We start from the raw sequence: 25432 nt of genomic DNA on the forward strand, positions 1-25432 counted from the left end.
CCTCGTTTATTCTGACATTAAAAAACCCGCTGCATAATTCTGCACCGGAATTTCTCGTTGATTATATTTTTCTGGTATTGCTTCATATCCATTCGGATTAGATTGCTGCCAGCGCCATGTATCGCTGCACATACGCTCAATACCCCTTTCTGCTTGCCAGTTCAATTCAATCTTTGCTTTTGTTGGATCAGCGTAACAGGTAGCTGCATCCCCACGGCGTCTATCGTTGATAATGTATGGTATTTCAACACCAGATGCATCCTTAAATGCTTGAATAACTTCAAAAACGCTATATCCTATGCCAGTTCCGAGGTTATAAGCGTCTATTCCAGGTTTGGTCATTATTTTCTCTACTGCTTTTACGTGTCCAATCGCTAAATCCACAATATGAATGTAATCCCGAATACCAGTCCCATCAATGGTTGGATAATCATTACCAAAAACCTTCAGTTCAGGAAGCTTGCCTATGGCTACCTGTGAAATATAAGGGAGCAGATTATTCGGAATACCATTTGGATCCTCGCCAATACGTCCACTTTCATGTGCGCCAATTGGGTTAAAGTATCTTAATAATGCAATATTCCAGGCTGGATCAGATGCTTGAAGGTCACGCAAAATATCTTCAATTACTAGTTTCGTGCGCCCGTATGGATTTACTGCACTTAGAATTGTGTCTTCTTTAATAGGTACCTTATCAGTAGTACCATAGACTGTGGCCGATGAGCTGAATACAAGGTTTGTAACGTTGTACCTCTTCATCGTATTAAGCAGATTAATCGTTCCCACAACGTTTGTTTGATAGTAGTTTAATGGATGCAATACAGATTCACCAACTGCTTTTAACCCTGCCAGGTGAATAACTGCTTCAAACTTATTTTTCTCGAAAACTTCATCGATCCGGTCTTTATCGAGTAGATCAGCATGAAAAATGGTGAAAGTTTTGCCGGTGATTTCAGTTACTCTTCTTAACGATTCAGTTTTACTGTTAGAAAAGTTATCAAGAACAACAATTTCATATCCGGCATTTAGAAGCACCACACACGTATGACTTCCAATATATCCTGCTCCACCAGTTACAAGAATGGTCATATTTTTCCTCCTCTACCATTTTAAATAATCACTCTCGTACAAAATATTGAGATTCAGCACATTTTCATAATAGAAGTAAACAAAATAGCAAGTTAATATACCATAATAAATGAGTTTCTCATCCTTTTGCCTGAATACTTTTACGATCCATGAAATAAGGATTAACTGATACAAGTTAAAGTAGATCGAAAATCTGGCAAATATCCAATTTTGTGTAGAAATCATCATAAACACAAATCCAAGTACTGCCATGTTTACTATATAATCACTGTTCGGAAATATTCTTCTCAACTTTTCTCGTCCCAAATATGCAATTAGGAGTGGAACTAAATCGACTGCCACTCGTAAACTGTTTGCACCACCTTCTGCAAAGTTTTGATAATGTCCGTATTGTGTATCTTCAATAGCACTGAATAATAAGGAAGAAAACTTTTCAAAACCTATTACAATCAGCACCGCAAAGATTAATAGTGCTAAGGTTGGCTTTGACCAGGCTTTAAATCTAACAATAAAATATAACGGCAGAAGAATTAGTGCACTTTGATGAAAAAGAGAAGCAGCTAGGATCACAAGGAAATATTTCACCCAACTGCCATCAATTAAATATTTAGTTGCTGCGAATGCTATGGCTGCGGCTAGAACCTGCCTTATGCCATTCATGGAAACGAGAAACAACCCACCTGTTATATAGACATACAGACTTAACTCAATCATTCTTGAATACTTGTATAGGACGACAAATATAATACCATTCGTAATTAATGCTGTTGTAAAAATCAGGATTTGGGGATCTGTAGATATATAATTTTTTAATAGCATTTGAAGCGTGCCAAATCCTTGGTCTTTCTGAGACATTACCAATTCCCATGTGAAGTCATTTAACTCATATGAGTATTTATAAAAAAAAGTATCGCCAATATTTGACCGCAGTCCTGAAACTGCAAGAATCGAACCAAATGCACAAATTATTAATAATTTGTTTGGTTTTAATGGAACAGGTGAATAAGTGCTAGCCTCAACTGATGCTGCAAAGTATCTTGCAAAAAACGCGCTTATAAAAACGATAGCAAGGTTAATCCAAAGTAATATCATTTAAATCACCCGTGTTCTTGACCTAACATATATAAATAACAATATTCCAAAAGGTAACGCCAGAACCGTTAAGATTTTATTTGGAGCATCTGAAAGGAATGACTTATTTCGGCTGAATAAACTGCTTGATACATAATGAATAGCTTGTCTGAACTTAAATAACTGACTTGTGAATGGCAGATTCATAAGTTCTTTGCGATAGAATGCAAAGCCATTTGGGTTTCGTCGGTATTGGTAAAGCATGTTGTGGGTAGACCCATCTTGAAGATATTCGACTTTACAAATTACTTCATTCATTAGCAGCATTTCAAAATCTTTATCGAGCATGTAATATTTGTATGCTAATCCTACATATTTCTCGCTCGAGAAGACCGGATAAGGAAACTTCTTCGTTAATTCTGTTCGATAAACAAGCTTCTTGTCACCTTTTACCCCGTATTTATAATACAGCTTGAACAAAGTGGAACGCTTAAGGTTTTGGGGTAATTTCGTTCCAATTACTCTATCCGAAAGGTCAGCGTCAAGGCCAATTATTCCACTAACTTCTTCACTTCCGTACGCATTCCAAAATGAAAGAATTTTTTCAACTGCGTCATCAGGCATAAAATCATCCGAATCAATACAAATATTCAATTCTGTATTTATTCGCTGATATGCAGTGTTATGCGCTCCATGCATGCCAGTATTTTTTTGCCAATGATAAATTATGTGGACCTCATTTTCTTTAATCCAGCTGCCAACTAATTCTTTTGTATTATCTGTTGAACCATCGTCAATAATCAGCCAGACAAAGTCTTTGCTAGTCTGTCTTTTCAGGCTTTGGTAGCAGTTATTCAAGCAATATGCACGATTATATGTCGGAGTAAATACAGTTAATTGCTTCATCATGAACTCCCGCTATAAGAAAGATAGGATTTTTGTATGAATTTAGCTGTTTGACGAATATCATAACCTTTTATAGATAGTGCTTCCGGATCTATTGTTCTGGAATGAATGGTTGCAGATTTTCGCATTAAAGTATTCGTCCAGCACATTTTATCTGTTAAAGATAAAAACTCAACAAGACCAATACCCATATCCACTTCCTTCGTAACTGCTGACGATACAAGACAAGGCAGCCCTGCACCCTGAGCTTCTATTAGCGTTACTGGCAATCCTTCATGAATAGAAGGAAAAATAAAGATATCAAAAACCTGAAATAGATTTTCTATATCCTCACGTACGCCGAGTAACTTAACATCGTTTTCCAAATGTAATGCTTTTATTTTTTCCATTATGTTACTTTTTAATGGACCATCCCCAACTAACACTAATACTGCATTCGGGAGTTTCTTTTTCAAGTCAGAGAATAGTTCCAATAAATACATGTGATTTTTTTGCTTTGAAAACCTGCCAACATGCCCTAATACAAATGAATCTTTTTTCAAATCAAGTTGTTTTCTCATAATTCCGCTGATTGAGGATGTATATCGAAAGTTGTCAGTCACAATTCCATTTTTTAAAATAGACGTTGTGTTCGCCTTTCCATACAACCATTTTGCTGCTGTAGAAGAACAGGCATACAAGTGTGTAGCATTAGGTTTTATATTGTTTCCTGCATGCCACTTATACAATCTTGAAGCAATCCCTCCCTCACTTCTCGTATTATGACTGTGCGCGATCCTTACCGGTATCTTTGCTTTTTTTGCAGCCCTTAGCACTAATCCACTCATTTTATCCATGTGTGCATGTACAATTTTATATGAGTTATTTATTATGAAAAAATTGTCCAGTTCTTTTAAATACCGCTTATGCCCAACTTCGGTAACATAGGGAATCCGATGAATTTTCCCACCCATTGCAATTATTTCTGCATCAAATACACCGGCTTTACATGTTAAAAAATCAAATTGGACCTTTGCACGATCTATATTGCGGTACAGATTCATGAGTAATGTTTCAGCACCACCTCGGTTCATATTCACGACAACATGCAGAACTCTCATTGGATTGCCCATTCTCGCTCCTTCCTTTCCACCATATAGCTTTTGTATATACTGCTTTTTTCTGCTAATACTTTATTTGTGCTGTAAGTTGCTAAAATATAATTTCTGCCGTTTTCTCCGAAAGTTTTCATCATTTCTTTATCCTTTGACAGCTCAACCACTTTTTCTGAAAATAATTGGATGTTGTTCTGCGCGATTAAATAGCCATTTTCGTTTGGATGAACCAGCTCCCGATGACCTCTATTATCTAAGGCGACCACTGGTAATCCACACGACATTGCTTCCATAATATTAACTGGCAGCCCTTCACGAAAACTAGATGCGACTGCTATATCACTCATTGGAACCAACTGCTCAATGTCACTTCTGAATCCAAGAAAGTTGACCATAGGGCTTACGCCTAACTCCTCAGCAAGTTTCCGAGATCTCTCGAGCAATACTCCTTCGCCTGCAAATAAAAGCTTCACATTTGGAACGGAGTTTTTAATAACTGCAAGCGATTCTATTAAAAACTTCTGATTTTTATTCTCGTTAAATTCAGCTGCATAGAATAATAAAAAGTCATCGGCTTTATAGCCAAATGACTTTTTTAATTCCAATTTTTGTTTCGGTGATACTGGTATAAAACGGTTCGTATCAATCCCAACTCCATGAACGTGCTCGATATGTCTTGTATTTAAATGGGTAAGAGCTAACTTGTAGTCTTCTTCATTAATTGTAATTAAGCAATCCGTGTAGTGCGACATCCATTTTTCTATTGGATAGTAAAGCAGCCAATTAAGGGCTGGTGCTCCATCGCAAAAATGAAATCCATGTGCAGTGTAAATCACTTTTGTTCCAGAAATCCTGGCTTTTCGTGCAGCCATTCGTGCAACTATTCCTCCAATTGGTGTATGACAGTGAATAATTGTGTACTTATTTCGCTCAATTATTTTCTTCAATGCTTTATAGGCTTTAAAATTTGATTGGTTATACGGCGACCGTTCAATTGGAATCGTATACTTCTGATCGGTGTACAGTAATTCCATTTCTCCTGCCGCTGCAACATGGACCTCCCAACCCTGCTCCTTAAACCATTTCATATATGGCAGATGAAAAGCTTTGAAATGGTAATCTACAGTTGCACAAAATAGAATTTTCTTAGTCATGCTTGTCACCAATTTGGCTGGCCAGCTCCTGCTCAACAACCAACTTAAGATAATCTAATAGCTCAATTTTTAAATCGCTTCGCTTTAAAGCAAATTCAATTGTCGTTTGAATGAAACCCATTTTGTCTCCCACGTCATACCGAATACCTTCAAAATCATACGCATAGACTACTTCACGTTTATTCAATTCTGCGATTGCATCGGTTAGTTGGACTTCGCCCCCGGTCCCAGGCTTTTGATTCTCTAGGATATCAAAAATACCTGGTGTGAGAATATATCGTCCCAAAATGGCAAGATTAGAAGGTGCTTCTGTTAGTGAAGGTTTTTCTATGAGACTATTCACATCGTATAACCGATTGGAAAGAAGTTTAGCATCGACTATACCGTATCTTTCTACCTCTTGTTCTCTCACTTGCTGAACACCTAAAATGGATGCTTGACACGTCTCAAATTGGTCAACCATTTGTTTCAGACAAGGTGTGGCGGCATCGACAATATCATCACCTAACAATACAGCAAATGGTTCATTTCCAATAAACTTGCGCGCACACCAAATTGCATGCCCCAGACCCCTTGGTTCTTTTTGACGAATGTAATGGATATCCACCATTTTGGATACCTTTTGAACTTCCTTCAGCAATTCATATTTGCTTTTCTCGAATAAATTTTGTTCGAGCTCAAACGAATGGTCGAAATGGTCTTCAATTGCTCGCTTACCTTTTCCTGTAACAATAATGATATCTTCAATACCAGAAGCAATTGCTTCTTCCACGATGTATTGAATTGTTGGTTTATCAACAATTGGAAGCATTTCTTTCGGCATTGCTTTAGTCGCAGGCAGGAATCTTGTTCCGAGACCAGCTGCTGGAATTATCGCTTTTTTTACTCGCATACAACAACACCCCGTTTATATGGATACCGACATAATTTCCTTCGGCTTTGATGTCTCGTCTTTGTTAGCAAGGATAAGAATTTTTTCCTTCAATGTATTTCGATCTAAATTTTGATAAACAGTAATTATTTCGTCAATTTCCTCTAAGTACAGCCTTGCGGTTTTACCAACATATATTTTCGGATGAATCTGCTCATCGTGAATTTCATCTTCTTTTAATAATTCTTCAAAGAGCTTTTCACCCGGTCTTATTCCTGTGAACTCGATTCCAATATCTTCGAATGAATTACCAGATAACTTTATCAGATTTTTGGCTAGGTCTACTATCTTTACAGGGTCGCCCATATCCAGTACAAATACCTCTCCGCCATTTGCTAAAGCACCAGCCTGGATGACAAGCCTTGACGCTTCAGGTATGGTCATAAAGTAACGAACCATATCTGGGTGAGTTACAGTAATTGGCCCACCTTTTTCTATCTGCTTTTTGAACAATGGAATAACACTGCCCCTGCTGCCTAAGACATTGCCAAATCTGACGGCAACAAACTTAGTTTTACTTGTTTGATTAACTCCTTGCACAATCATTTCTGCAATTTTCTTGGAAGCTCCCATGACACTGGTCGGATTAACAGCTTTATCTGTTGAAACCATTACAAATGTCTTTACGTTGGTCCAATCAGCTGCTTTAGCAACGTTTAGAGTGCCTATAATATTATTTTTGACCGCTTCCTCAGGATTTCTTTCCATTAATGGAACATGTTTATGTGCTGCAGCATGATAAACCACCTCAGGTCTATAGCTTTCCATTATCTCCATCATTTTATTTGCATCTTGAATATCAGCAATTTCGGTTATAAATTCAATTCCGCTGTCCCTGTAACTTTCCCTTAACTCGAGTTCAATTGAATATATACTATTTTCTCCGTGTCCTAATAAAACAAGCGTTTTAGGCTTAAATTTCGCGAGTTGCCGAGAAACCTCTGAACCGATTGATCCCCCTGCACCGGTTACCAAAACCACATTGTTCGTGATATCAGATGAGATACTATTTATATCCAGTTCCACCGGATCCCTTCCCAGGAGATCGTCTACTTGAACGTCACGAAATTGATTAACAGAAACCTTTCCTGTTACCAGGTCTTCCAGAAGTGGTAAAATCATTGTTTTTGCTGAGGTCTTTGCACATTCCTGGAAAATCGTATTTAGTTCTTTTTTACTTAATGAAGGTATTGCTATAATAATATTATCTATTTCCAGACTGGAGACCGCATCAGCGATACTGTTAATACCACCAATCACCGGTATACCCAGAATATCCAAATGATGTTTTCTCTTATTATCATCTATAAAAGCTACTGGCCTCAGCTTGCTTTCGTTATCTTTTAATAACTGCCTTGTAACCATTGTCCCTGCAGATCCTGCACCTATAATTAATGTTCGATTTTTGGTGTCTGATTTATTTATGACTGTATCACGATATAGCCTCCAAACGAATCTCGATCCCCCAATAAACAAGAGATGAAGCGTCCACGTAACAGCAAGTAATCGTAAAAATGTTTCCTGAACGACCACTTGCTGAATAGCTATTGCAGACAATATAGAATAGGATACTACTTTTAAAATAATTATTAGTTCGCCAATGCTTGCATACTCCCATGCCTTTTTATAAAGTTTTAATCTGAATGAAAAATACTGATGTGTTAGTAAGATTGTTACTGCACTGATAACAATTGGGAATGAAAAAATTTTAGTAGTTGCATTAACTAAAAACCCACTAATGAAAATTGCGGTCAGGATGATAAAGGAATCGAGTATAATGAAGATCGACAACCTCTGCTGGTAAGTCATGAGTAACCTCCTTCTTTTCTATAAAGAATAAAGTTCTTATGTATAGGCTCTTTAAGAAGAACCCATAGATAAGAACTCTATATATGTATTAGAAAAACTCGGCATTAATAGCGAATGCCGAAGTTTTACTTGTACCGGCATTTGCTCTAAACTTTTATACTTTCCTTATGTATAAAAATATGGGCATTCAACCCACCCTCACATCACACTATCGACAACGAATGCGTCTAAGGTTCCATTTTCAGAAACCCACAGCATGACCGAGTGCCTTCATTGATAAAGGTTAGAAGACATCACCATAACGGATTAAGTAATTTAGCCGGAAAAATAAATATATGATAAAACGCACAATGTATTCTTAATAAAGAACTATTCGTTTAAAAAAATTTACCTTACTTTTCATTAATAATTGCTCCTACCAGTCTCGCGTGTGCAAGCTCGAGAACACGTCTGGATTCTATTGTTTTTTCAATGTCTGTTTTTCCGCGATTTACAACCAGTACTACGCCATCACATTGATTAGCTAACACTCTGGTTTCTGTTGATTCTAATACAGATGGTGAATCGATAAGTACAATATCATACAATTCAGAAATGGTACGAAGTAAATTTGTCATTTGTTCATTCCCCAGCAGCTCAGCCGGATTAAATAAAGTCGCTCCACTTGTTAGTATTTCGAGTTTTCCGATTCCGGTTCGCTGGATAGCATTTTCAAGTTTTGCTTTTCCTGTTAGGATACTGGTTAGACCAAGCTCATTCGGTATTCTGAATATCTCGTGAATTACTGGCTCACGTACATTCGCATCAATTAAAAGTACTTTCTCTTTCTGCTGTGCCATTGAGACAGCAAGATTAGCAGTTGTAATCGATTTTCCTTCGCCTTCGCTTGGAGAAGTAATAATGAATAATCGATTGTTTCTCTTTTCGGTCAGGAATTTAATATTTGTCCGTATGGCTCTAAATTGATCGGAAACAAGTGAGTCAGGATTGGAATAGGTAATCAAGTTTCCTTTTTTGACACTGTCACTCCGCCTTTTTCTTTTTAATATCAACTGGATCACTCCTTGATTCCGCAACAGGCATTTGTATTTTTTGACCAATTACCTTTTTCTTGTTCATGTTTGAAATAACTCCTATTACCGGTACTCCCAAAATTCCTTCCAGTTCACGTTCTCGTTTAACTGTACCGTCCAGTGAATCCAATAAAAATATTAATCCGATACCCGCTATCACTCCAAACACTAGTGCAATAATAGTTGTTTTATTCTGCGTTTCATTTATAGGTACAGGGTTTTCTTTTGCCCCTGACAATAGCTGTACATCATTAAAGTTTAGTATTTTAGCAATCTCACTTTTAAACACTTCTGCTGTCGAATTTGCAATATCTACTGCCAACTCCGGATCCTGATCAGTCACGGAAATTTTAACTACCCTGGAGTCATCGATTACTTCGACAACAATTCCTGCTGCAATTGACTCTGCAGAACGAGGTATTTGCAACTTCTCTTTCACCCCTTCCATAATAATTGGGTCTTTAATCATAACCATAAGCGTTTTCATATCTCCGCTTTCTGACCCAATTATTATTCTTGTAGATGTCTGGTACAGTAGAGTATTGTTATAATGACTGTAGAAATACCCAGCGGCAGTTGTAATAATTGTAATTAAGACTACGATCCACAGCCGCTTTTTAATCAGTGAGTAATATTCTTTTAAATTAATTTCGCTTTCTTTGATATTTCCTATGAAACTGTCCTGTTTTACTCTGCTCATTTTTTCCTCCTTAACCATGACGTCATTCTATATAACGAACGATAAGTCCAAAAAAATATACTTCAATTAGATTTTAATTAATATACTTTAGATATAATACTAATTTCCTATACTTGTTCTATTAAGACTCATTATAGTTCTTTATAAAGAACATGTCAAACATTAATTTTAACTTTATTGAAATGGTTCTTTCCTAAATACTTTTGTACAATTTCCTCGTTTTCCAGGATATTCTGGATATTAATTACCGCAGGAATTAGCTCTGTTGCTGGACCAACAATTGCATCGCCCATCTGAATTATGTTAGACCCAAACATAATTTTTATCATTCTAAAAAACTTCTTTTCTATTAATCCCAGATAGTACTTGGTCTCATTCGAAGTAGAGTGGTTATATAAAATCTGGAAAAATATCTGGAAATAACCCTGACGTTGATAATCCCTATGAATACAGAGTTTGTCTATTTCCCAAGTTCGATTTATATTTTGGTTAATTTCCGGATATGCTGAGAATGCAAACTTTCCAGGTCCTTCTACAGTACAGTTTTTATTTCCTGGATCATAAGGTATAAACTCAATCGTACCAATAACTTTTTTTCTTTTAAGAAAGATTCCATTTGTATAAAATAGTAAATTATATCTGCTTCCATTTTCTGAATATGCGTCATTATACCATCTGTACTCCTTACAAAAATACTCCCATGTCGCTTCAAATTTTTTCTGTTGATGCGCTGTTTTAACTAATTCATACATGAAAATTCCTCCATATAAAACAAATAAGTTAATGGATAAAGCCCCTATACGTTTAAGTGTATAAAGGCACAATAAAATAAATATTAATTTCGAGTTAACTGTCCCCTAATACTTCTTCATCATGACCACAATCGTTGTCATGATGATGCGGATCCGGCGGCCAATTATGAAACTTGGCTGTCAGGCTGACATCCAGCGTCTCCAGCACTGGCGCTCTCCATTTTTTTTTCATTAATTCACCACCTTTCGTTCTTTATAAGGAACATATTTATATAGTAATGTGCTTTTTAAAATTTGTCAATATTTCTTTAACGCTCAAATGAATCTAGTGAAAAATAAAAAGAGCCTTACAGATATTTCATCTGTAAAGCCCCGCTCATCTTATTATTTTGGTGCAGTTAATTCGCCTTTGTATAAAATAGTTTCATTCAGTTCTACGTTAAATGTATCCGTAAACCTGCGAAGCTGTTTTAATTCATGCTGTTCTATTAAAGATATCACTGTACCACCTTCAGAACCCAATCTTCCAGTCCGACCTGCTCGATGTGTGTATTGTGTCAAATCTTTTGGTAAATCCACATTTACAACGTAGGTTAAATCATCAATATCCAGCCCTCGAGCAGCTAAATCTGTTGCAAGCAGTAAAGCGTTTTCCGTCGACCGAAAAGCTTTTAACGCTTTTTCTCGCTGTTCTTTACGCGTATCACTATGCAGAACACCAACTGTTAATCCTTTGTATTTTATTTTCTCTGCTAGAACTGAGAGATTTCCAATATCCCTCATAAATGCTAGTACCTTTGAATTTGGGATGTTCGTGATTTTGTAAAGCATGTCCATTTTTTGGCGAGATTCACAAATTAAATAAATGTGATTTACCTTTGGTTTATTTGTTTCTGATTCCTTGACTCGTACAATTTCCGGTTCATGCATGTATGGTATTGCTACCTTTTGCATTTCCTCAGGCAGCGTTGCAGAGAATAACAACAACTGACGATCCTTGAGTGTGCTTTTGACGATATTTTCAATTGTATTTAAGTGCTCAGGAACGATAAGCTGATCAGCTTCGTCAAGAACAAGCGTTTGAACTTCATGCATTTTTATTTTCTTTTTAGTAATTAATTCATGTACTCGCCCAGGAGTTCCTGCTACAATCTGTGGCTTCTTTTTTAATTTTTCAATTTGACGCGTAATATTTGCCCCGCCAATTAATGAAGCAGTCTTTATCCCGCTGCCCTTTGTCCAATTTTGAATTTCCTTATGAATTTGCATTACCAGTTCATGACTGGAAGCAAGAATTATGACCTGAATCTGTTTTTTTAATGGATCAATTTTTTGAAGAAGCGGCAGTAAATATGCAAGCGTCTTACCGCTTCCAGTTGGTGCTTCAGCAATAATATCCTTGCCGTTTGAAATAATCTTTTCTGTCTGTATCTGAATAGCCGTTGGTTCCTCAAAGCCGGATGCTGCCCAGGCTTCCTTTATAAAAGGCTTTGTCTCTTCGTCTGGAAAATTATATTCATTATTCGTAACCATAATTAATTAAAACCCTCTCTATTTCTAAATCTACCCTTATTATAACCTTTTTTCGAACAGGCAAGAAGTTAAATTCGTATATTCGTACAAAATTGCAGGAAATACCAGGTCAAAACTTAATCAATTCTGGCATTCACTTCATAAGCAGCACGGACACCAGACTCTATCCCGCCTTCGACCCACCCATGTAACGAAGAAGTATGCTCCCCGGCAAAGTGTACTCTTCCTTCTGGCAGATAAATAGCATCACCCAAATCAGATGATTGATAAGGTGCAAATAAGGTGAAACAGCCTGCTGAAAATTGATTCTGACTCCAACTAAATGTTGCACTGTTTAAGTATTCCCTGTACACTTGCTCTCCATAAATCTTATACAACCCTTCCAATACTTCCCGTATACGGGCCTTCTCAGGAAGACTGCCCCATAGCACCGCATTATTGCCCCAGCTATAACTCGCGAGCATTACGGCTGGTCCTTCCTTATCTAGTGAATGACTGGGGTTGTAAGTAAACCGTAAAGGAGAATCGGTTACGATATTGCCAATCCCTGCCTCTTCCCAGAACTTAGATCTAAATTCTATTCCAACTTTAACAGAAGAAATTAAATTCAGTTCGTTGATTGCCGTTCTTTTTTTGTACGAGAAAGAATTAAATGGATATACATCAATAAATTGAAAAACCGTATACGGTACTGTAACAATTACAAAATCACTATCGTACGAATGAGCATGACCGTTTGTTAAATCTATTGCTTCCACAGTTACTCCATTTGGTCTTTGATAAATACGATTTACCTTTTGATTAAAGACTATACAATCAGATAACTGTGGTAAAAAAGCTTTGGGAAGCTGATCATTTCCTCCCGTAATTTCATAAAAGGTTAGTTCTTCATTAAATATAGTACCGACAATATCAAGTATTATATCCACAAAAGCATATTCAGGAAACCCTTCAATTCCAAGCACAACTTTAATCATTCGAATGGCATTTGCTGACAAACTATTGCCTAATGGGTTGTTACGTAAAAAATCCTCAAACGAATATCTATCAAATATTATTCGCAGTCGTTCCTGTTCTTCCGGTTTACTATTGTTATAAAGTGTTAAAAATGGCTGGACTGCCGATAACAGCAGTTCCTTCGCAGTTTTACCCTGCTCTTCCGGAGGCAATGGAAATTGCAATACACCTGGATTATGTTCATAATAGGAAGCAGTAGTAATTATTCCATTAACGAAGAGGAGGTCATTTTCTGTGGTATTTAAAAAAGGATTTGTAGGGAGGTTAAATTTTTTAATGTATTCCTTTATTAATTCATGTGTGTCTGGAAACCGCATCGCCCCCATGTCTATATAATTCCCAGGAGTAAACGGTTCACGAACGGTATAAATTCGACCCCCTACTCGATTATTCCCTTCCAAAATAGAAACATGGTGTCCAGCATCCTGAAGTAAAGAAGCTGCTACCAATCCCGCAATGCCCGCCCCAACCACAGTTATTTTTTTGACGTCTGCAGTCTTTGGCAAACCGTACTTTATTATAGAAATCATATCATAGGGATATGTCAGATTCTTATACTCTTTAATTTTTTCATTCATTTCCATACTTAACGCCCACCTCCTTCTTTCATAATATGTGTGAAATAATTTTACTATGCGATGATTACGAGACAAATTCATCCAATTACCCATTGACACTTCCTGTAGAAGTTGTCATACTAACTAAGAAAAGTTCATACGGATACCTTTAATTCAGTCCTGTGAGACTGGCAAGGTGAAACAGATAGAGATCTGTTTTCAGATAAAAGTTCAGTTGAAATCGATTCAGTCAACTATTTATTTGTACACAAACACCTTACCAGTTTATGGCAAGGTGTTTTTTGATTTTATTAGCTACTATCAGAGGAGGATACATATGTCACATCGTGAAGTTCAGGTTGATGAACGTTTACCATTTTTACAAAGCTTACCTTTAAGTATTCAGCACTTATTTGCTATGTTTGGTTCAACTGTACTAGTACCAGTTTTATTTAATGTAAATCCAGCAACCATTTTGTTAATGAACGGAATTGGAACATTAATTTATTTATTTATAACAAAAGGACAAATACCAGCATATCTGGGCTCAAGCTTTGCCTTTATTTCACCGGTGTTTGTTGTTTTAGGTCAATATTCAGGTGGTACAGGCTATAGCTATGTACTGGGTGGCTTTCTTGCAGTTGGAATTGTTTTAACACTGGTGGCGATTATTGTTAAATTTGCAGGAACCGGATGGATTGACGTAATATTTCCACCTGCTGCTATGGGAGCCATCGTTGCTGTTATCGGACTCGAACTCGTCCCAACAGCCGCCGAGTTGGCTGGATGGGTTGCACCTGCAGCTGCTGACGCAACATGGTCAGTAAATCCAGAGGTAGCGCTAGTATCTTTACTGACCCTGGCAATCACCATTATTTGCTGGGTAACGTTAAGAGGTTTCTTAAAAATAATTCCTATTCTAATTGGAATAGTCGCAGGATATTTTATTGCTTTGGCTTTCGGATTGGTGGATCTAACCAGTGTCAGCAATGCCGCATGGATATCCATGCCAGAATTTTATCAAATGAAAATTAACTGGTCAGCAATATTTATCATTCTGCCGGCAGCGTTAGTAATTATTCCAGAGCATATCGGTCATCTATTTGTCACAGGAAATATTGTAAAAAAAGATTTAACGAAAGAACCCGGCCTGGACCGGTCGCTTGCTGGTAATGGAATCTCAACTATCATTTCAAGTTTCTTCGGTGCAACTCCGAATACGACATACGGAGAAAATATTGGTGTATTGGCAATCACCCGCGTCTATTCTACCTGGATAATTGGAATGGCTGCAGTTGTAGCAATTATACTTTCTTTCTGTGGAAAACTGGCAGCGCTAATCTCCTCTATTCCTGCTCCAGTAATGGGCGGAATATCCATTCTCTTATTTGGAATTATTGCTGCAAGCGGGATACGAATGCTTGTAGAAGCTAAGATCGACTATAGCCGTTCACAAAACCTGATTCTTACCACAGTTGTTCTCGTTATCGGAATAAGTGGTGCAACTATACAAATAGGCGATGTGGCCCTTAAAGGAATGGGGCTAGCTACCATTGTTGCAATTATCTTAGGTCTTTTCTTCAAAATTCTTGATGTTTTAAACCTATCTAATGAATAAATAGTGAAATTCATTTTTCGCAAAAAAAGGGACATCCTGATTAGTTAATCAGAATGTCCCTTTTTTGCTTATGGTTTCGCCAATATTTCAACAATCTTATCCTCAATTTCCTTACCGTCATCTTCATCCAGTAAATTGTTATTTAATATAGAAAAGATAATAGTTTCACTTTCACGAGTGTTTATATAACCTGATAAGGAGCTGACCGAATTGATTGTACCCGTCTTAGCCTGGATCGTAGCATAATTAGAGATTTCTTTCATTCTGTTTCTTAACGTTCCACCAACCATCCGGTCTTCGGCAGCGGCGACTGGAAGAGAATGATTAAAAGTAGAATACCAATCACGTTTTTGAACTTCATACAACAACTTTGAAATTTGATTTGGTGGAATTAAGCTAACACCAGAGATACCCGATCCATCACGCAGTTTTATCGTCTCTATATCCAGTCCTAATTTGAGCATTTCTTCATCTATTACTTCAAGTCCTTTTTCCCAGCTTCCCTCGCCTTTCACAACTTTACCCATTTCTTTCACCAATACTTCAGCATGTACATTATTGCTCAATTTCATAAACGGTAACATTAGCTTTGCTAACGGCATAGATTCATGTTTAACTAAAACAGTTGCTGACTCAGGAGCTTTACCGACTTTCAGCTCGCCGGTCCAGGTAATGCCCTGGCTAGCCAATGCTTGTTTAAATAGATCTAATGCATAGCCTGTTGGTTCCCATACCGCCATCCATTCCTTGACTGTCCAGGAATCAATAGGAATAGTACCTTCAATGGTTATGATATTTGACCCATGTTTCCGGCCAACTTCAATATCCTCTTCTTCGCCAGCAGCTACTGTCTCAGCATTATTAATTACGTTCACATAATCCGTACGAGGTGTTTCACTTACAATTGGTTTCACTCCGACACTTTTGCCAGGACTTACATCAATTTGGACAGACCCCGCGTCATAATCAGAATTTGGTGAAGCGGTTAATGCTGAGATTTGTGCACCATAATAATATTGTTCGTCAGTCCAAATTAAGTCAGGAGACACACGAACATCATCATACCATGTGTCATCAGCAATAATATCTCCACTAATTTGCTTAATACCTTTTGCACTGACCTTCTTGGCAAAGTCTTTGAAATTAGTTGTAACTAAAGTAGGATCACCCATGCCTTTAATATATAAATCACCTTGAAGCGAATGGTTAATGATTTGTCCACCAGCCAATATTTCTGTAGTAAACGTATGGTCTCTACCTAAAGAAGAGAGTGCAGCAGCACCGGTTAGTAACTTCATATTGGAAGCGGGGTGCATCCTTTTCTCACCATTATGCTCATAAATTAATTCACCTGTAGCAGCTGATCGGACACTAACCCCTATCGTAGCTCCATTTAAGTGTGGCTCATTTTTAATATATTTATCCAATTGTTCCTGGAGTTTATCTGTCTTTGTAGTCTCACCCGCTTGGTTTGCTGGTTTATTCACAACTTTATCCTCCTTTACCTCTGTAGCAACTTTCTCTGGTGTGTTTCCCTCATCATAAGGGTAAATTTCCACAAGAAAAACAACAGATATTACAACTAAAACAGCAATGAGGATTTTTGCTATTTTCACCACGATCACCTCGACTTTATAAAAAAATTTCCTGCACGTTATCGAATATAATTAAAATAGTGCTACTAACTTAATCATATCACAAATAAAAGCTGTACGAAGCATGCAGGATTTACAATACTTGTAACATTCACAAAGTCGAGGTCCGTGATTTCAATTATGTACACAAAAAGAAGCACCACATTGACGTAATGCTCCCTTGTGTTCAAATATTTTCCGGCTCTGCTGATACATGCCAAGTTACGTTAAATTTATCTGTAACTTGTCCATACGCTTGACTCCAAAAGGTTTCCTGCATGTGCATGCCAATTTTTCCATCTACTTTAAGTTTATCAAATATCTCTCTTGCTTCCGTTTCTTCAGTCATAGTAATAGCAATTGTTACCTGCTCCCCGATTTGGTACGGCTGTCCAGGGAACGTATCTGACAACATAAGATCTGTACCACCAACCTTTAAATGTGCATTCATTACCAGGTTTTTCGCTTCATCAGGTATTGGCATCTCCGGGTTCTCTGGCATATCTGCAAATGTTTGTACATTCAAGACCTCTGCTTTAACTGCTTCTTCATAAAATTTGATTGCTTTCTGTCCATTTCCATTCATTATTAAATAAGGATAAATACCTTTAATCATTGCTAACACTCCTACTATTGTTTTAATTCGATTAGATACGAATTAAGCTCTTTAATTTTTCCATCTTTGAACTTATTTAATACATATGTGTCACAGAATGCGTATGTTTTTTCCACACCATTTTTATCCTTCATTTTCATCGTACCCTCTATCGCCGCAGTTCTACCATGCGTAATCGTTTTCGTGATGGTAAGTTCAGGTTTATTTGCATCTTTAATCATCTCAAGCTCTTTTTTCACTTCAGCCTTACCATTAATAACTGGTTCACCCATCATCTCCCATCTAATATCATCTGTAACACTCTCCAAAATAAAGTCAACATCTGCGGTTGTAAAAGCTTCATTAAACTTGCGAATAAATTCATTTAGCTGTGACATTATCCATCACTCCTTTTAAATTGGTCTTGCTTTCAACATAAAGCGATGCTGTTTAACTTCAAAATATCCTACCTGTAGTATCTCCTGGTGTATCGTGTATAGCTTATCGCAGTATTTATTCACATTGAAATCAGGAATTTGCCAAGGAATTGCTTGTAGATAGTAAACCAAAGCACCAACATCATAAAAACGCTCAACAGGATATTCTTCGAGTTTATAGGTGACTTCAAAAGAGTGGTTTATAAGTTCACCAACAGCAAATTCTAGGTTCCAATGTGAAAACTCATCATTTACAGGTGCCCCAAGACGATCATTTATCTCTGCATCGTTCAAACCACCAACCTGCTGTGTAACAAAAATGCCGTTTTCCGAAATTATTCTCCTTATTTCTGCAGGTGAATAAGCTTCATGCTTATTCATAATGAGGTCAAATTGATTGTCTTCAAAAGGCAGATCGGAGTCTTCTTCAATTTGGACGACCTTTACACCTATTGGTCCGAGTCTTTCTTTAGCAACAGAAACATTTGGTAGGTATGCTTCTGTTGCGTACGTTTCTTTCGGGAAGGGCTGCATTCTTGAGAGGAATTCTCCCCCACCAGTTCCCATATCAAGCATAGCGTTAGATTTTTGAACAAATGGTCTCACAAAGCTCCCATACGACCATGAAATTAATCCGCTTTGCATTCGACCTGTCTCAGAAACGTATGAGAAATCCCAACCCTTAAATGGCTTGTCTTTCTCTGATAGATAGTAATCGAAAAGGTTGTCTTTTTTCATATCATTTTCCTTTCGTTATTCGTAACATTTACTTATCCGGATAGGTTTCCTGTAAAAAAATAACCGATTCTTTGATTAATTTCATTAAAACATCCACATCAATATCTTCTACTTTATTAATATAAACACACGCTTTTCCGGTTGTGTGTTTGCCAAAATCTTTTAACAACAATTCACGCTTCGTGTCACCAGTAGCAAAATACAGACTAATTTTTGCTTTTCGAGGTGAAAAACCAACAAGCGGAGCATCTCCTTCGTGACCGGATTCATATTTATAATGGTATGATCCAAACCCAATAATACTTGGTCCCCACATCTTGGCAGCATGACCAGTTGCTTCAGTGAAAATATCCAATAACCTATAAGCATCTTCACGTTTTTTTGGCTTTTCTACGCTTTCGATAAATTCTATAACACTCGCATCGGTTTCTTTTGTTTTCTGTTCATACATGATTCGTTTCACTCCTTGTTCATTAGTTCAACTCTATTTCATTAGAAAATCCGACTTGTCACCTAGCCTTGATAACGGATTCTTAGTTGACATATGCAGTAATAAAAGATTTATACTTTCTTACCTGCTAAATTCGACAAGCGGAACGTAAAAACCTTTTTTCTCTACTACTATAGTAAAAGTTTTTCAATTCTCTTCTTAACATTAGGAGGCATAGGTTGCTTGAGTGCGCTTTGGAACCTATCAGGGTAAGATAATCCATTTGTCCTAAAGAAATATTCAATTTGGTCTGCCTTGTAAGCTTTACCTGGAATGAGCTGGTATAAAATAAACCAATCTTCTATAAAGGATAGAGGTATGTATACACCTTCCACCATCTTATAACGAATAACTAAGTCACGATTAAACGGGAGTTTATATATTCCATTTCTATGACATATAGCAAATCCAGCCATCACATCTATTCCTACAGAATCCACTTCATATTTCGAGAAGTAACTTGTCATAAACGGAGATTTTGAAGTAACCTGTTTCTCTTCACCTAATCTAGAAAGGATTTCAGTAAGTTGGTCAACGTCTTTTTCTGCTACCAGCAAGTCAATATCGTTTGGTGAGGTATTGATATTTTCAAAGAGAAGTAACAACGACCCACCAACAGCCCATTTTATATTAGTTTTATTAAGTTCTTCACCCAACAGAGCTAAGGTTTGTAAAATAGTCAAAAAATCATTCCCTTATATCGGACTAAACTGTCCTTCCAACTTTTTGATGAAGTGGTTTCGTATTACCTCTTACCACAGTAAGACTGACTCCCTTATTCCTCTCTCATTAACCTTTTAACACAAGGTTAGCGTTTTCGATCGGCATAGCTGTTTCCATGTAATATGTTTCTGCTTTCCAGTATCTTTCTCTAAATTTTTTAATTTGTTTTCTTGAAAAATCGCTCTCCCTCTGAAATCGCTTCTCTCTTGAACAGTCCAAATAGATCATATAATCATAGAAGGACCGCCACTCGCACCGCTGCAGGAATACACCTTCTATTAGGATCAAGCACTTATGAGGCAGATTAATTGTTTGCAAAGTAACGGAATCCAATTCTTCATGATAAATAGGTAAAATCAACGATTTATTTGATTTCAGTTTACTGAATAATTGATCTCTTAAGCTGTTAACATCCCATTGCAGATGGAAATATTCACTCCATGCTTCTTGACCAGTGTTGTAACGTTTAGCACGTTCAACTATGTGGTCATCTATATGTATTACATAAATAGTAACATTCATTTTCTCTAACCTATGTCTTAATCTGTTAACCAGTGTAGTTTTACCAGAACGACTCAGACCATCGATGCCAAGAACGTATCTTTCTTCATCCCTCAAACTGGTACAGATTTTTAGTATTTCTTCCAAATTTTGATTCATAACTTTTCTCCTGACTAATTTTTTTCAAATAAACTAAGTATTTCTATATCATTTGTTCAAAATAATAATAAGTGTACCCGAGAATAGTTAGACCAAATCCAAGATTAATTAATGTAACGATATATGCTTTCGAATTATTTACATACTTCCATTCCATAAAAGCCCTCACGAGTTCGCTAACAATCAAAAATATTGTTATTGCAATTGATTGAAAGTAGAAATTTATTAAACCATAGCTCATTAAGGGAATAAATGAAATCATGACGAATACAGAAATGATTCTGATGGTCGTGTCTACCTTTTTATGAAAATCATTTATATGGTTATATGAAAACACTCTCTTTCTCTCCACACCTAGCCATTTTCTCACTAAAATATCGAACACATATATTAATAATGCGATGGATGAAATAAATAGAACTAGATATAACCAAAAGTGAGGTGGTAATCCGTAAGACAAGGCTACTATCTCCCTTCTTTCGTTTTGTTCTGTACAATGACAAAACCGAAATTGATTAACATAATTTTTATCTAGTTTAGCATAAATTTACTCTTAAACCATTAATTTATTAAAATTTTCTAACTACATAACCCACAAAAAAACGACCCCTCTTCCAAATCAGAGAAAAGTGGATCGTTATTATTTATTCATCTATTTTAAACGTTGTAATATGGCTATTTCGATCAAGTTTTGCGTAAGCGGAGCGACCTAAATACAGTGGAATTTCCACCTTTTCAAAGTCTGGCAATCCATTATCCAGAAACAGCGACTCGTCGCGGTAACACTGTGTGATTTCTCCCACAAACCAATCATGATCTCCATACGAATTAACATCCATAGTTTTGCATTCATAAGCAACGTAAGCATCACGGAGAATTGGTGAGTCTATCGTAATACCTTGATCAAAGAGCATCTTCCCTTTGGAAAATTTGTCCATGCTATCTCCAGAATACACGCCGGTTTGCTGAATGAATTTAGCTTTTTCAGCGGGCAAAAAATTTATTGCAAAGTTTCCGGCTTTTTTTACGAGATCATACGTATAGCGTTCCCTTCCAATTGCCACCCCATAGATCGGTGGATTAAAAGATATGTAGGAATGCCAGCCAGCAGCCATGATATTTGCATTTCCTTCGTGTGCAACCGTAACTAATGCTACCATACCCGGATAACTGTGCATAACAGTCTTTTTTGTTGGTTCTCTCATTACTCATCACCCTCTAATTATTTTATTTTGTATTATCTCATATGATATTTAAAAATTGCTAAGGATAAGGATAAGAATTTTTTACTTTCAGCAAAAAAATATTTTGACTTTTTTGAAACCTATCACTTATTATATTCGTAGTACTAATTAGCAAGAATAATAAAAATCATTACATATAAAGGAATGACGCTGATGACTCTATTTGGCACACCAATTGAAACTATTTATATCATTTTACTTGTTGTATCAGGTGCGTTAACGGTTCTGTACATCTTCTTCGGAGACATACTAGAAGGAGTTGGAGAAACAGTTAGCTTTCTTCATCCGGCACTTATTTTAGCGTTCATAACGCTATTTTCAGCTTCCGGTTATCTGTTGGAATTAGTCACGTCACTTTCCAGTTTAACCATCGTTATTATTTCTATCGTTATCGCCTTTATCCTTGACACCCTGTTTAATATTTTCGTACTAATTCCGATAGCTTCTGCTGAACAATCCCTCAGTTATACAGAGGAATCGTTAATTGGAAGAATAGGTAAGATTATCATTCCAATTCCTGATAACGGATATGGCGAAATCGTAATTGACAGCAAAAGCGGTATGATTTCCAAACCTGCCGCAAGTTATGAGCAAGCACCCATCAAAGAAGGAATGAAAGTACTCGTAATTGAAGTGAAAAACGGGGTTCTTTATGTTGACCCATACGAGAATTTAGAGGATTAAACATACGATTCCAATCGGATCCGTATTTTAATAAATAAAAAATTAGGGGGAACGAAATTGGGCATAGAGATCTGGATAGTTATTGGTATTGCTGTCTGTTTACTTCTTGCACTTATTGGTGTATTCATTACAAAATACAGGACAGCAGGACCTGATGAGGCACTGATTGTAACAGGAAGTTATCTTGGAGGTAAAAATGTTCACGTCGATGAATCGGGTAATAAAATTAAAATTATTCGTGGGGGCGGTACATTTGTATTACCCGTTTTTCAACAGGCAGAACCGCTAAGCTTATTATCAAGTAAACTGGACGTTACTACACCAGAAGTATATACAGAACAAGGTGTTCCGGTTATGGCCGATGGAACTGCCATCATTAAGATTGGTGGGTCAATTGGGGAAATCGCCACTGCAGCTGAACAGTTTTTAGGAAAATCCAAAGAAGACCGGGAAAACGAAGCAAAGGAAGTATTAGAAGGCCACCTGCGTTCGATTCTCGGATCGATGACAGTAGAGGAAATTTATAAAAATAGAGATAAGTTCTCTCAAGAAGTTCAACGGGTTGCTTCACAGGATTTAGCGAAAATGGGTTTAATTATTGTGTCGTTTACCATTAAAGATGTGAAAGACAAAAATGGCTATTTAGAATCATTAGGTAAACCACGGATTGCGCAAGTAAAACGGGATGCAGATATAGCCACTGCAGAAGCTGACAAAGAAACACGCATTAAACGTGCCGAAGCATCTAAGGATGCAAAACGAGCTGAATTAGAGCGTGCGACGGAGATTGCCGAAGCAGAAAAAGTGAATCAGCTGAAAACTGCTGAATATCGCTACGAACAAGACGCAGCAAAAGCACGCGCTGACCAGGCGTATGACCTAGAAACGGCAAGGTCGAAACAGGAAGTTACCGAACAGGAAATGCAAATTAAAATTATCGAACGTCAGAAACAAATAGAACTCGAAGAAAAAGAAATTCTCCGTCGAGAAAAACAATACGACTCTGAAGTTAAAAAGAAAGCTGACGCAGATCGCTACTCTGTAGAGCAGAGTGCTGTGGCAAACAAGGCAAAAGAAATTGCCGAAGCAGATGCAAATCAGTACCGCATCGAATCTCAAGCGAAAGCTGATGCCGAGCGTGTTCGTGTTGATGGTCTTGCCAAAGCAGATTCACAACGGGCACAAGGTGAATCAGAAGCAGAAATCATTCGCTTGAAAGGACTTGCTGAAGCCGAAGCTAAACGAAAAATTGCCGAGGCATTCGAAGAATTCGGAGAGGCAGCTATACTTGACATGGTCATGAAGATGCTGCCTGAATATGCGAAACAGGTTGCAAGTCCACTTGCTAATATTGATAAAATAACTGTTGTCGACACAGGTGGCAGTGGTGCAAATGGAGGCGCGAACAAAGTATCCGGATATGCTACAAATTTGATGTCTACGCTGCAGGAGTCGCTGAAAGCATCCTCTGGAATTGACGTAAAAGAATTAATAGAAAATATTTCAGGTAAAAAGAATATGCTGGAAGATATTGACTTTGATCGATTACGATATGAATCTGAAAACGATATGGCTGCTGTAAGCGAAAAATCGGATAAATAATAGAATTACAGAAGAAACAATCTCCATTTGGATGATTGTTTCTTTTTCTAATTACAGATTTTAGTTCGATATTGTGTATTAATTTTTGTGAAATTGTCAGAATAATTGTCTCTCAGCGTATTAAATTGTCGAAATTTAAATCTTCTTGTCGAAATAATAAGTTAAATTACCCACCTATTATTAACTCTAATATGCTATTATATAATAAAGTTTCAGAAAATTTTATTTTTTAAAGGAAACCTATTTCCAGAACTAATGAATGGACAAAATTTGGGGGTGTAAAAATGACTACTGAACCGGTAAATAAAACAGTAATGGAAATTACACGAGATGGAACAATAACCCTAGACCAAATGATAATGATGTTATCACTTCAATACGATCAAAAAACCATTCAGAAAGCTGTAGCAGAATTTTGTTTGCAAACGAATGACAGTTTGACAATCAATAAAGGCATGGAGTATTTGTATATGAATGGATGTTATAAAGAACTAGAAATCCTAGTTAAAAAAGTAAGAAAGACGCTTCTAAATTCAAGAACAATGAGAGCTGAGATCTATCAGCTAATGATAGACAGAAAGTTAAACAGAGCAAAGCCGCTGGAAATTTTAAACCACGTTTATTCCCTTCAAACAAATGAAACAGAAATTAAATGCTTAATTGAGTTCTTAAAAATTTCTATTCATTACGATACACGGAACTTCGGAAAGCTAGGAAACTTTTTAAATTTACAGGATCGTTTACTTGCAGAAATAAAAGATTCATACCTTTTATCTTTTTTTAATATACGATTATATGAAATATTATTTACGTACTATTGGGTTAATAACGAGTTATTGATCGCGAGAAAATATGCTTTCCAGGTATTAAACCTTACGAAAAACCCAAAAACAAAGGTTAGTATACACATAAACCTGGCATTAACCTATACTTTTGACACCTTCCACCAAGGAATGTATCACCTTATGGAGGCAACGAAGATTTCAGAAGAACACGGCTTTCACGAAAAGATTAACATGATCAAAAATCATAATCTTCCCTTTCTAGCCGCACGTCACGGAAAGGCAGATGGAATTTCAAGTTCTGATATAAGTGAACAGGCTCACCTAGAGATTGCTAGAGGAAATTTGAAGAAGGCAGAGCAGTTATTACGAACTTTGCCGATAAACACTCCTTTTCAAATGTACTATTTAGGACTTGCTACTAGTGATAAAAAACTGTTACATCAATCATATAATTTCTTTATTAAGAAGCGAAGTGATTACTTCTTCAGTCGACTGCCCTTACTGGCCATACAGAAAATAAACGGCTGATGAGTAGC

The 25432-nt window shown here is 36.8% G+C and carries 26 protein-coding genes; 4 read left to right on the forward strand and 22 right to left on the reverse strand.

Features of this window, described 5'->3' with window-relative positions:
* Positions 1-6: 6 nt before the first annotated feature.
* The 13 genes from galE to VBD025_RS13860 form a co-directional block, all read right to left on the reverse strand.
* Complete coding sequence (gene galE, locus VBD025_RS13800; protein WP_430786432.1) at positions 7-1089, reverse strand: UDP-glucose 4-epimerase GalE; 1083 nt, start codon at positions 1087-1089, stop codon at positions 7-9.
* A 12-nt stretch (positions 1090-1101) separates the two neighbouring features.
* Entirely contained in the window at positions 1102-2181 is a 1080-nt protein-coding gene (locus VBD025_RS13805; protein WP_430786434.1) for an EpsG family protein, read from the reverse strand.
* Positions 2182-3066, reverse strand: a complete 885-nt coding sequence (locus VBD025_RS13810) for a glycosyltransferase family 2 protein (protein ID WP_430791426.1) — start codon at positions 3064-3066, stop codon at positions 2182-2184.
* A complete protein-coding gene (locus tag VBD025_RS13815; RefSeq protein WP_430786436.1) occupies positions 3066-4178 on the reverse strand; it encodes a glycosyltransferase family 1 protein in 1113 nt (370 codons plus the stop codon). Before VBD025_RS13815 ends, VBD025_RS13810 begins: the two co-directional genes overlap by 1 nt.
* The gene (locus VBD025_RS13820) at positions 4163-5314 is read right to left on the reverse strand and encodes a glycosyltransferase family 4 protein (RefSeq protein WP_430786438.1); all 1152 of its coding nucleotides are present in this window, start codon (positions 5312-5314) and stop codon (positions 4163-4165) included. Before VBD025_RS13820 ends, VBD025_RS13815 begins: the two co-directional genes overlap by 16 nt.
* The gene (galU, locus tag VBD025_RS13825; RefSeq protein ID WP_430786440.1) at positions 5307-6206 is read right to left on the reverse strand and encodes a UTP--glucose-1-phosphate uridylyltransferase GalU; all 900 of its coding nucleotides are present in this window, start codon (positions 6204-6206) and stop codon (positions 5307-5309) included. Before galU ends, VBD025_RS13820 begins: the two co-directional genes overlap by 8 nt.
* Before the next feature lie 15 nt (positions 6207-6221).
* Positions 6222-8054 (reverse strand): polysaccharide biosynthesis protein, encoded by a 1833-nt coding sequence (locus VBD025_RS13830; RefSeq protein WP_430786442.1) that lies wholly within the window; start codon positions 8052-8054, stop codon positions 6222-6224.
* Between the two features lie 392 nt (positions 8055-8446).
* Positions 8447-9115 (reverse strand): CpsD/CapB family tyrosine-protein kinase, encoded by a 669-nt coding sequence (locus VBD025_RS13835; RefSeq protein ID WP_430791428.1) that lies wholly within the window; start codon positions 9113-9115, stop codon positions 8447-8449.
* Positions 9078-9827 carry a YveK family protein gene (locus VBD025_RS13840; RefSeq protein ID WP_430786444.1) on the reverse strand — a complete coding sequence of 250 codons (750 nt, stop codon included), beginning with the start codon at positions 9825-9827 and terminating at the stop codon, positions 9078-9080. The genes VBD025_RS13835 and VBD025_RS13840 overlap by 38 nt, the downstream gene beginning before the upstream one ends.
* A 155-nt stretch (positions 9828-9982) precedes the next feature.
* Positions 9983-10579, reverse strand: coding sequence for a hypothetical protein (locus tag VBD025_RS13845; protein ID WP_430786446.1), 597 nt, complete (start codon positions 10577-10579; stop codon positions 9983-9985).
* 94 nt (positions 10580-10673) lie between these two features.
* On the reverse strand, positions 10674-10811 hold the full coding sequence (locus VBD025_RS13850; protein ID WP_430786448.1) for a paeninodin family lasso peptide: 138 nt from the start codon (positions 10809-10811) through the stop codon (positions 10674-10676).
* 152 nt (positions 10812-10963) lie between these two features.
* Positions 10964-12112 carry a DEAD/DEAH box helicase gene (locus VBD025_RS13855; RefSeq protein WP_430786450.1) on the reverse strand — a complete coding sequence of 383 codons (1149 nt, stop codon included), beginning with the start codon at positions 12110-12112 and terminating at the stop codon, positions 10964-10966.
* Positions 12113-12228: 116 nt separating this feature from the next.
* The gene (locus VBD025_RS13860; protein WP_430786452.1) at positions 12229-13713 is read right to left on the reverse strand and encodes a flavin monoamine oxidase family protein; all 1485 of its coding nucleotides are present in this window, start codon (positions 13711-13713) and stop codon (positions 12229-12231) included.
* Positions 13714-14023: 310 nt separating this feature from the next.
* Here VBD025_RS13860 and uraA point away from each other — a divergent pair, with 310 nt between their 5' ends.
* The gene (uraA, locus tag VBD025_RS13865; protein WP_430786454.1) at positions 14024-15304 is read left to right on the forward strand and encodes a uracil permease; all 1281 of its coding nucleotides are present in this window, start codon (positions 14024-14026) and stop codon (positions 15302-15304) included.
* Positions 15305-15372: 68 nt separating this feature from the next.
* On the opposite strand, the gene dacB is transcribed toward uraA, so the two are convergent.
* The 9 genes from dacB to VBD025_RS13910 form a co-directional block, all read right to left on the reverse strand.
* Positions 15373-16920, reverse strand: a complete 1548-nt coding sequence (gene dacB / locus VBD025_RS13870; protein ID WP_430786456.1) for a D-alanyl-D-alanine carboxypeptidase/D-alanyl-D-alanine endopeptidase — start codon at positions 16918-16920, stop codon at positions 15373-15375.
* Positions 16921-17125: 205 nt separating this feature from the next.
* Positions 17126-17554, reverse strand: coding sequence for a VOC family protein (locus tag VBD025_RS13875; protein WP_430786459.1), 429 nt, complete (start codon positions 17552-17554; stop codon positions 17126-17128).
* A gap of 14 nt (positions 17555-17568) precedes the next feature.
* The gene (locus VBD025_RS13880) at positions 17569-17931 is read right to left on the reverse strand and encodes a nuclear transport factor 2 family protein (protein WP_430786461.1); all 363 of its coding nucleotides are present in this window, start codon (positions 17929-17931) and stop codon (positions 17569-17571) included.
* 15 nt (positions 17932-17946) lie between these two features.
* The gene (locus tag VBD025_RS13885) at positions 17947-18708 is read right to left on the reverse strand and encodes a class I SAM-dependent methyltransferase (protein ID WP_430786463.1); all 762 of its coding nucleotides are present in this window, start codon (positions 18706-18708) and stop codon (positions 17947-17949) included.
* A gap of 28 nt (positions 18709-18736) precedes the next feature.
* On the reverse strand, positions 18737-19159 hold the full coding sequence (locus tag VBD025_RS13890) for a DUF1801 domain-containing protein (RefSeq protein WP_430786465.1): 423 nt from the start codon (positions 19157-19159) through the stop codon (positions 18737-18739).
* Positions 19160-19329: 170 nt separating this feature from the next.
* Positions 19330-19881 (reverse strand): nucleotidyltransferase domain-containing protein, encoded by a 552-nt coding sequence (locus tag VBD025_RS13895; protein ID WP_430786467.1) that lies wholly within the window; start codon positions 19879-19881, stop codon positions 19330-19332.
* A 106-nt stretch (positions 19882-19987) separates the two neighbouring features.
* Positions 19988-20581: a kinase gene (locus tag VBD025_RS13900; protein WP_430786469.1), complete on the reverse strand. Its 594-nt coding sequence runs from the start codon at positions 20579-20581 to the stop codon at positions 19988-19990.
* 43 nt (positions 20582-20624) lie between these two features.
* Positions 20625-21041 carry a DUF4181 domain-containing protein gene (locus tag VBD025_RS13905; protein WP_430786471.1) on the reverse strand — a complete coding sequence of 139 codons (417 nt, stop codon included), beginning with the start codon at positions 21039-21041 and terminating at the stop codon, positions 20625-20627.
* A gap of 184 nt (positions 21042-21225) precedes the next feature.
* Positions 21226-21786, reverse strand: a complete 561-nt coding sequence (locus VBD025_RS13910; protein ID WP_430786473.1) for a flavin reductase family protein — start codon at positions 21784-21786, stop codon at positions 21226-21228.
* A 192-nt stretch (positions 21787-21978) separates the two neighbouring features.
* On the opposite strand from VBD025_RS13910, the gene VBD025_RS13915 reads away from it, so the two are divergent.
* The 3 genes from VBD025_RS13915 (at position 21979) to VBD025_RS13925 (ending at position 25424) form a co-directional block, all read left to right on the forward strand.
* Entirely contained in the window at positions 21979-22509 is a 531-nt protein-coding gene (locus VBD025_RS13915) for a hypothetical protein (protein WP_430786475.1), read from the forward strand.
* A 57-nt stretch (positions 22510-22566) separates the two neighbouring features.
* Complete coding sequence (locus tag VBD025_RS13920; RefSeq protein ID WP_430786477.1) at positions 22567-24111, forward strand: SPFH domain-containing protein; 1545 nt, start codon at positions 22567-22569, stop codon at positions 24109-24111.
* Between the two features lie 284 nt (positions 24112-24395).
* Positions 24396-25424 carry an AimR family lysis-lysogeny pheromone receptor gene (locus VBD025_RS13925; protein ID WP_430786479.1) on the forward strand — a complete coding sequence of 343 codons (1029 nt, stop codon included), beginning with the start codon at positions 24396-24398 and terminating at the stop codon, positions 25422-25424.
* Positions 25425-25432 lie beyond the last annotated feature (8 nt).

It is taken from the genome of Virgibacillus flavescens, from assembly GCF_050574275.1.
Classification (GTDB): domain Bacteria; phylum Bacillota; class Bacilli; order Bacillales; family Amphibacillaceae; genus Virgibacillus_F; species Virgibacillus_F flavescens.

Coding starts and splice junctions, on each gene's coding strand:
- VBD025_RS13885 (WP_430786463.1), bottom strand. CDS start 18,708: ATGAAAAAAGACAACCTTTTCGATTACTATCTATCAGAGAAAGACAAG.
- VBD025_RS13880 (WP_430786461.1), bottom strand. CDS start 17,931: ATGTCACAGCTAAATGAATTTATTCGCAAGTTTAATGAAGCTTTTACA.
- VBD025_RS13845 (WP_430786446.1), bottom strand. CDS start 10,579: ATGTATGAATTAGTTAAAACAGCGCATCAACAGAAAAAATTTGAAGCG.
- VBD025_RS13840 (WP_430786444.1), bottom strand. CDS start 9,827: ATGAGCAGAGTAAAACAGGACAGTTTCATAGGAAATATCAAAGAAAGC.
- VBD025_RS13830 (WP_430786442.1), bottom strand. CDS start 8,054: ATGACTTACCAGCAGAGGTTGTCGATCTTCATTATACTCGATTCCTTT.
- uraA (WP_430786454.1), top strand. CDS start 14,024: ATGTCACATCGTGAAGTTCAGGTTGATGAACGTTTACCATTTTTACAA.
- VBD025_RS13900 (WP_430786469.1), bottom strand. CDS start 20,581: ATGAATCAAAATTTGGAAGAAATACTAAAAATCTGTACCAGTTTGAGG.
- VBD025_RS13875 (WP_430786459.1), bottom strand. CDS start 17,554: ATGATTAAAGGTATTTATCCTTATTTAATAATGAATGGAAATGGACAG.
- VBD025_RS13855 (WP_430786450.1), bottom strand. CDS start 12,112: ATGGTTACGAATAATGAATATAATTTTCCAGACGAAGAGACAAAGCCT.
- VBD025_RS13910 (WP_430786473.1), bottom strand. CDS start 21,786: ATGAGAGAACCAACAAAAAAGACTGTTATGCACAGTTATCCGGGTATG.
- VBD025_RS13815 (WP_430786436.1), bottom strand. CDS start 4,178: ATGGGCAATCCAATGAGAGTTCTGCATGTTGTCGTGAATATGAACCGA.
- VBD025_RS13925 (WP_430786479.1), top strand. CDS start 24,396: ATGACTACTGAACCGGTAAATAAAACAGTAATGGAAATTACACGAGAT.
- galE (WP_430786432.1), bottom strand. CDS start 1,089: ATGACCATTCTTGTAACTGGTGGAGCAGGATATATTGGAAGTCATACG.
- VBD025_RS13805 (WP_430786434.1), bottom strand. CDS start 2,181: ATGATATTACTTTGGATTAACCTTGCTATCGTTTTTATAAGCGCGTTT.
- VBD025_RS13810 (WP_430791426.1), bottom strand. CDS start 3,066: ATGAAGCAATTAACTGTATTTACTCCGACATATAATCGTGCATATTGC.
- VBD025_RS13890 (WP_430786465.1), bottom strand. CDS start 19,159: ATGTATGAACAGAAAACAAAAGAAACCGATGCGAGTGTTATAGAATTT.
- VBD025_RS13850 (WP_430786448.1), bottom strand. CDS start 10,811: ATGAAAAAAAAATGGAGAGCGCCAGTGCTGGAGACGCTGGATGTCAGC.
- VBD025_RS13860 (WP_430786452.1), bottom strand. CDS start 13,713: ATGGAAATGAATGAAAAAATTAAAGAGTATAAGAATCTGACATATCCC.
- VBD025_RS13915 (WP_430786475.1), top strand. CDS start 21,979: ATGACTCTATTTGGCACACCAATTGAAACTATTTATATCATTTTACTT.
- VBD025_RS13820 (WP_430786438.1), bottom strand. CDS start 5,314: ATGACTAAGAAAATTCTATTTTGTGCAACTGTAGATTACCATTTCAAA.
- galU (WP_430786440.1), bottom strand. CDS start 6,206: ATGCGAGTAAAAAAAGCGATAATTCCAGCAGCTGGTCTCGGAACAAGA.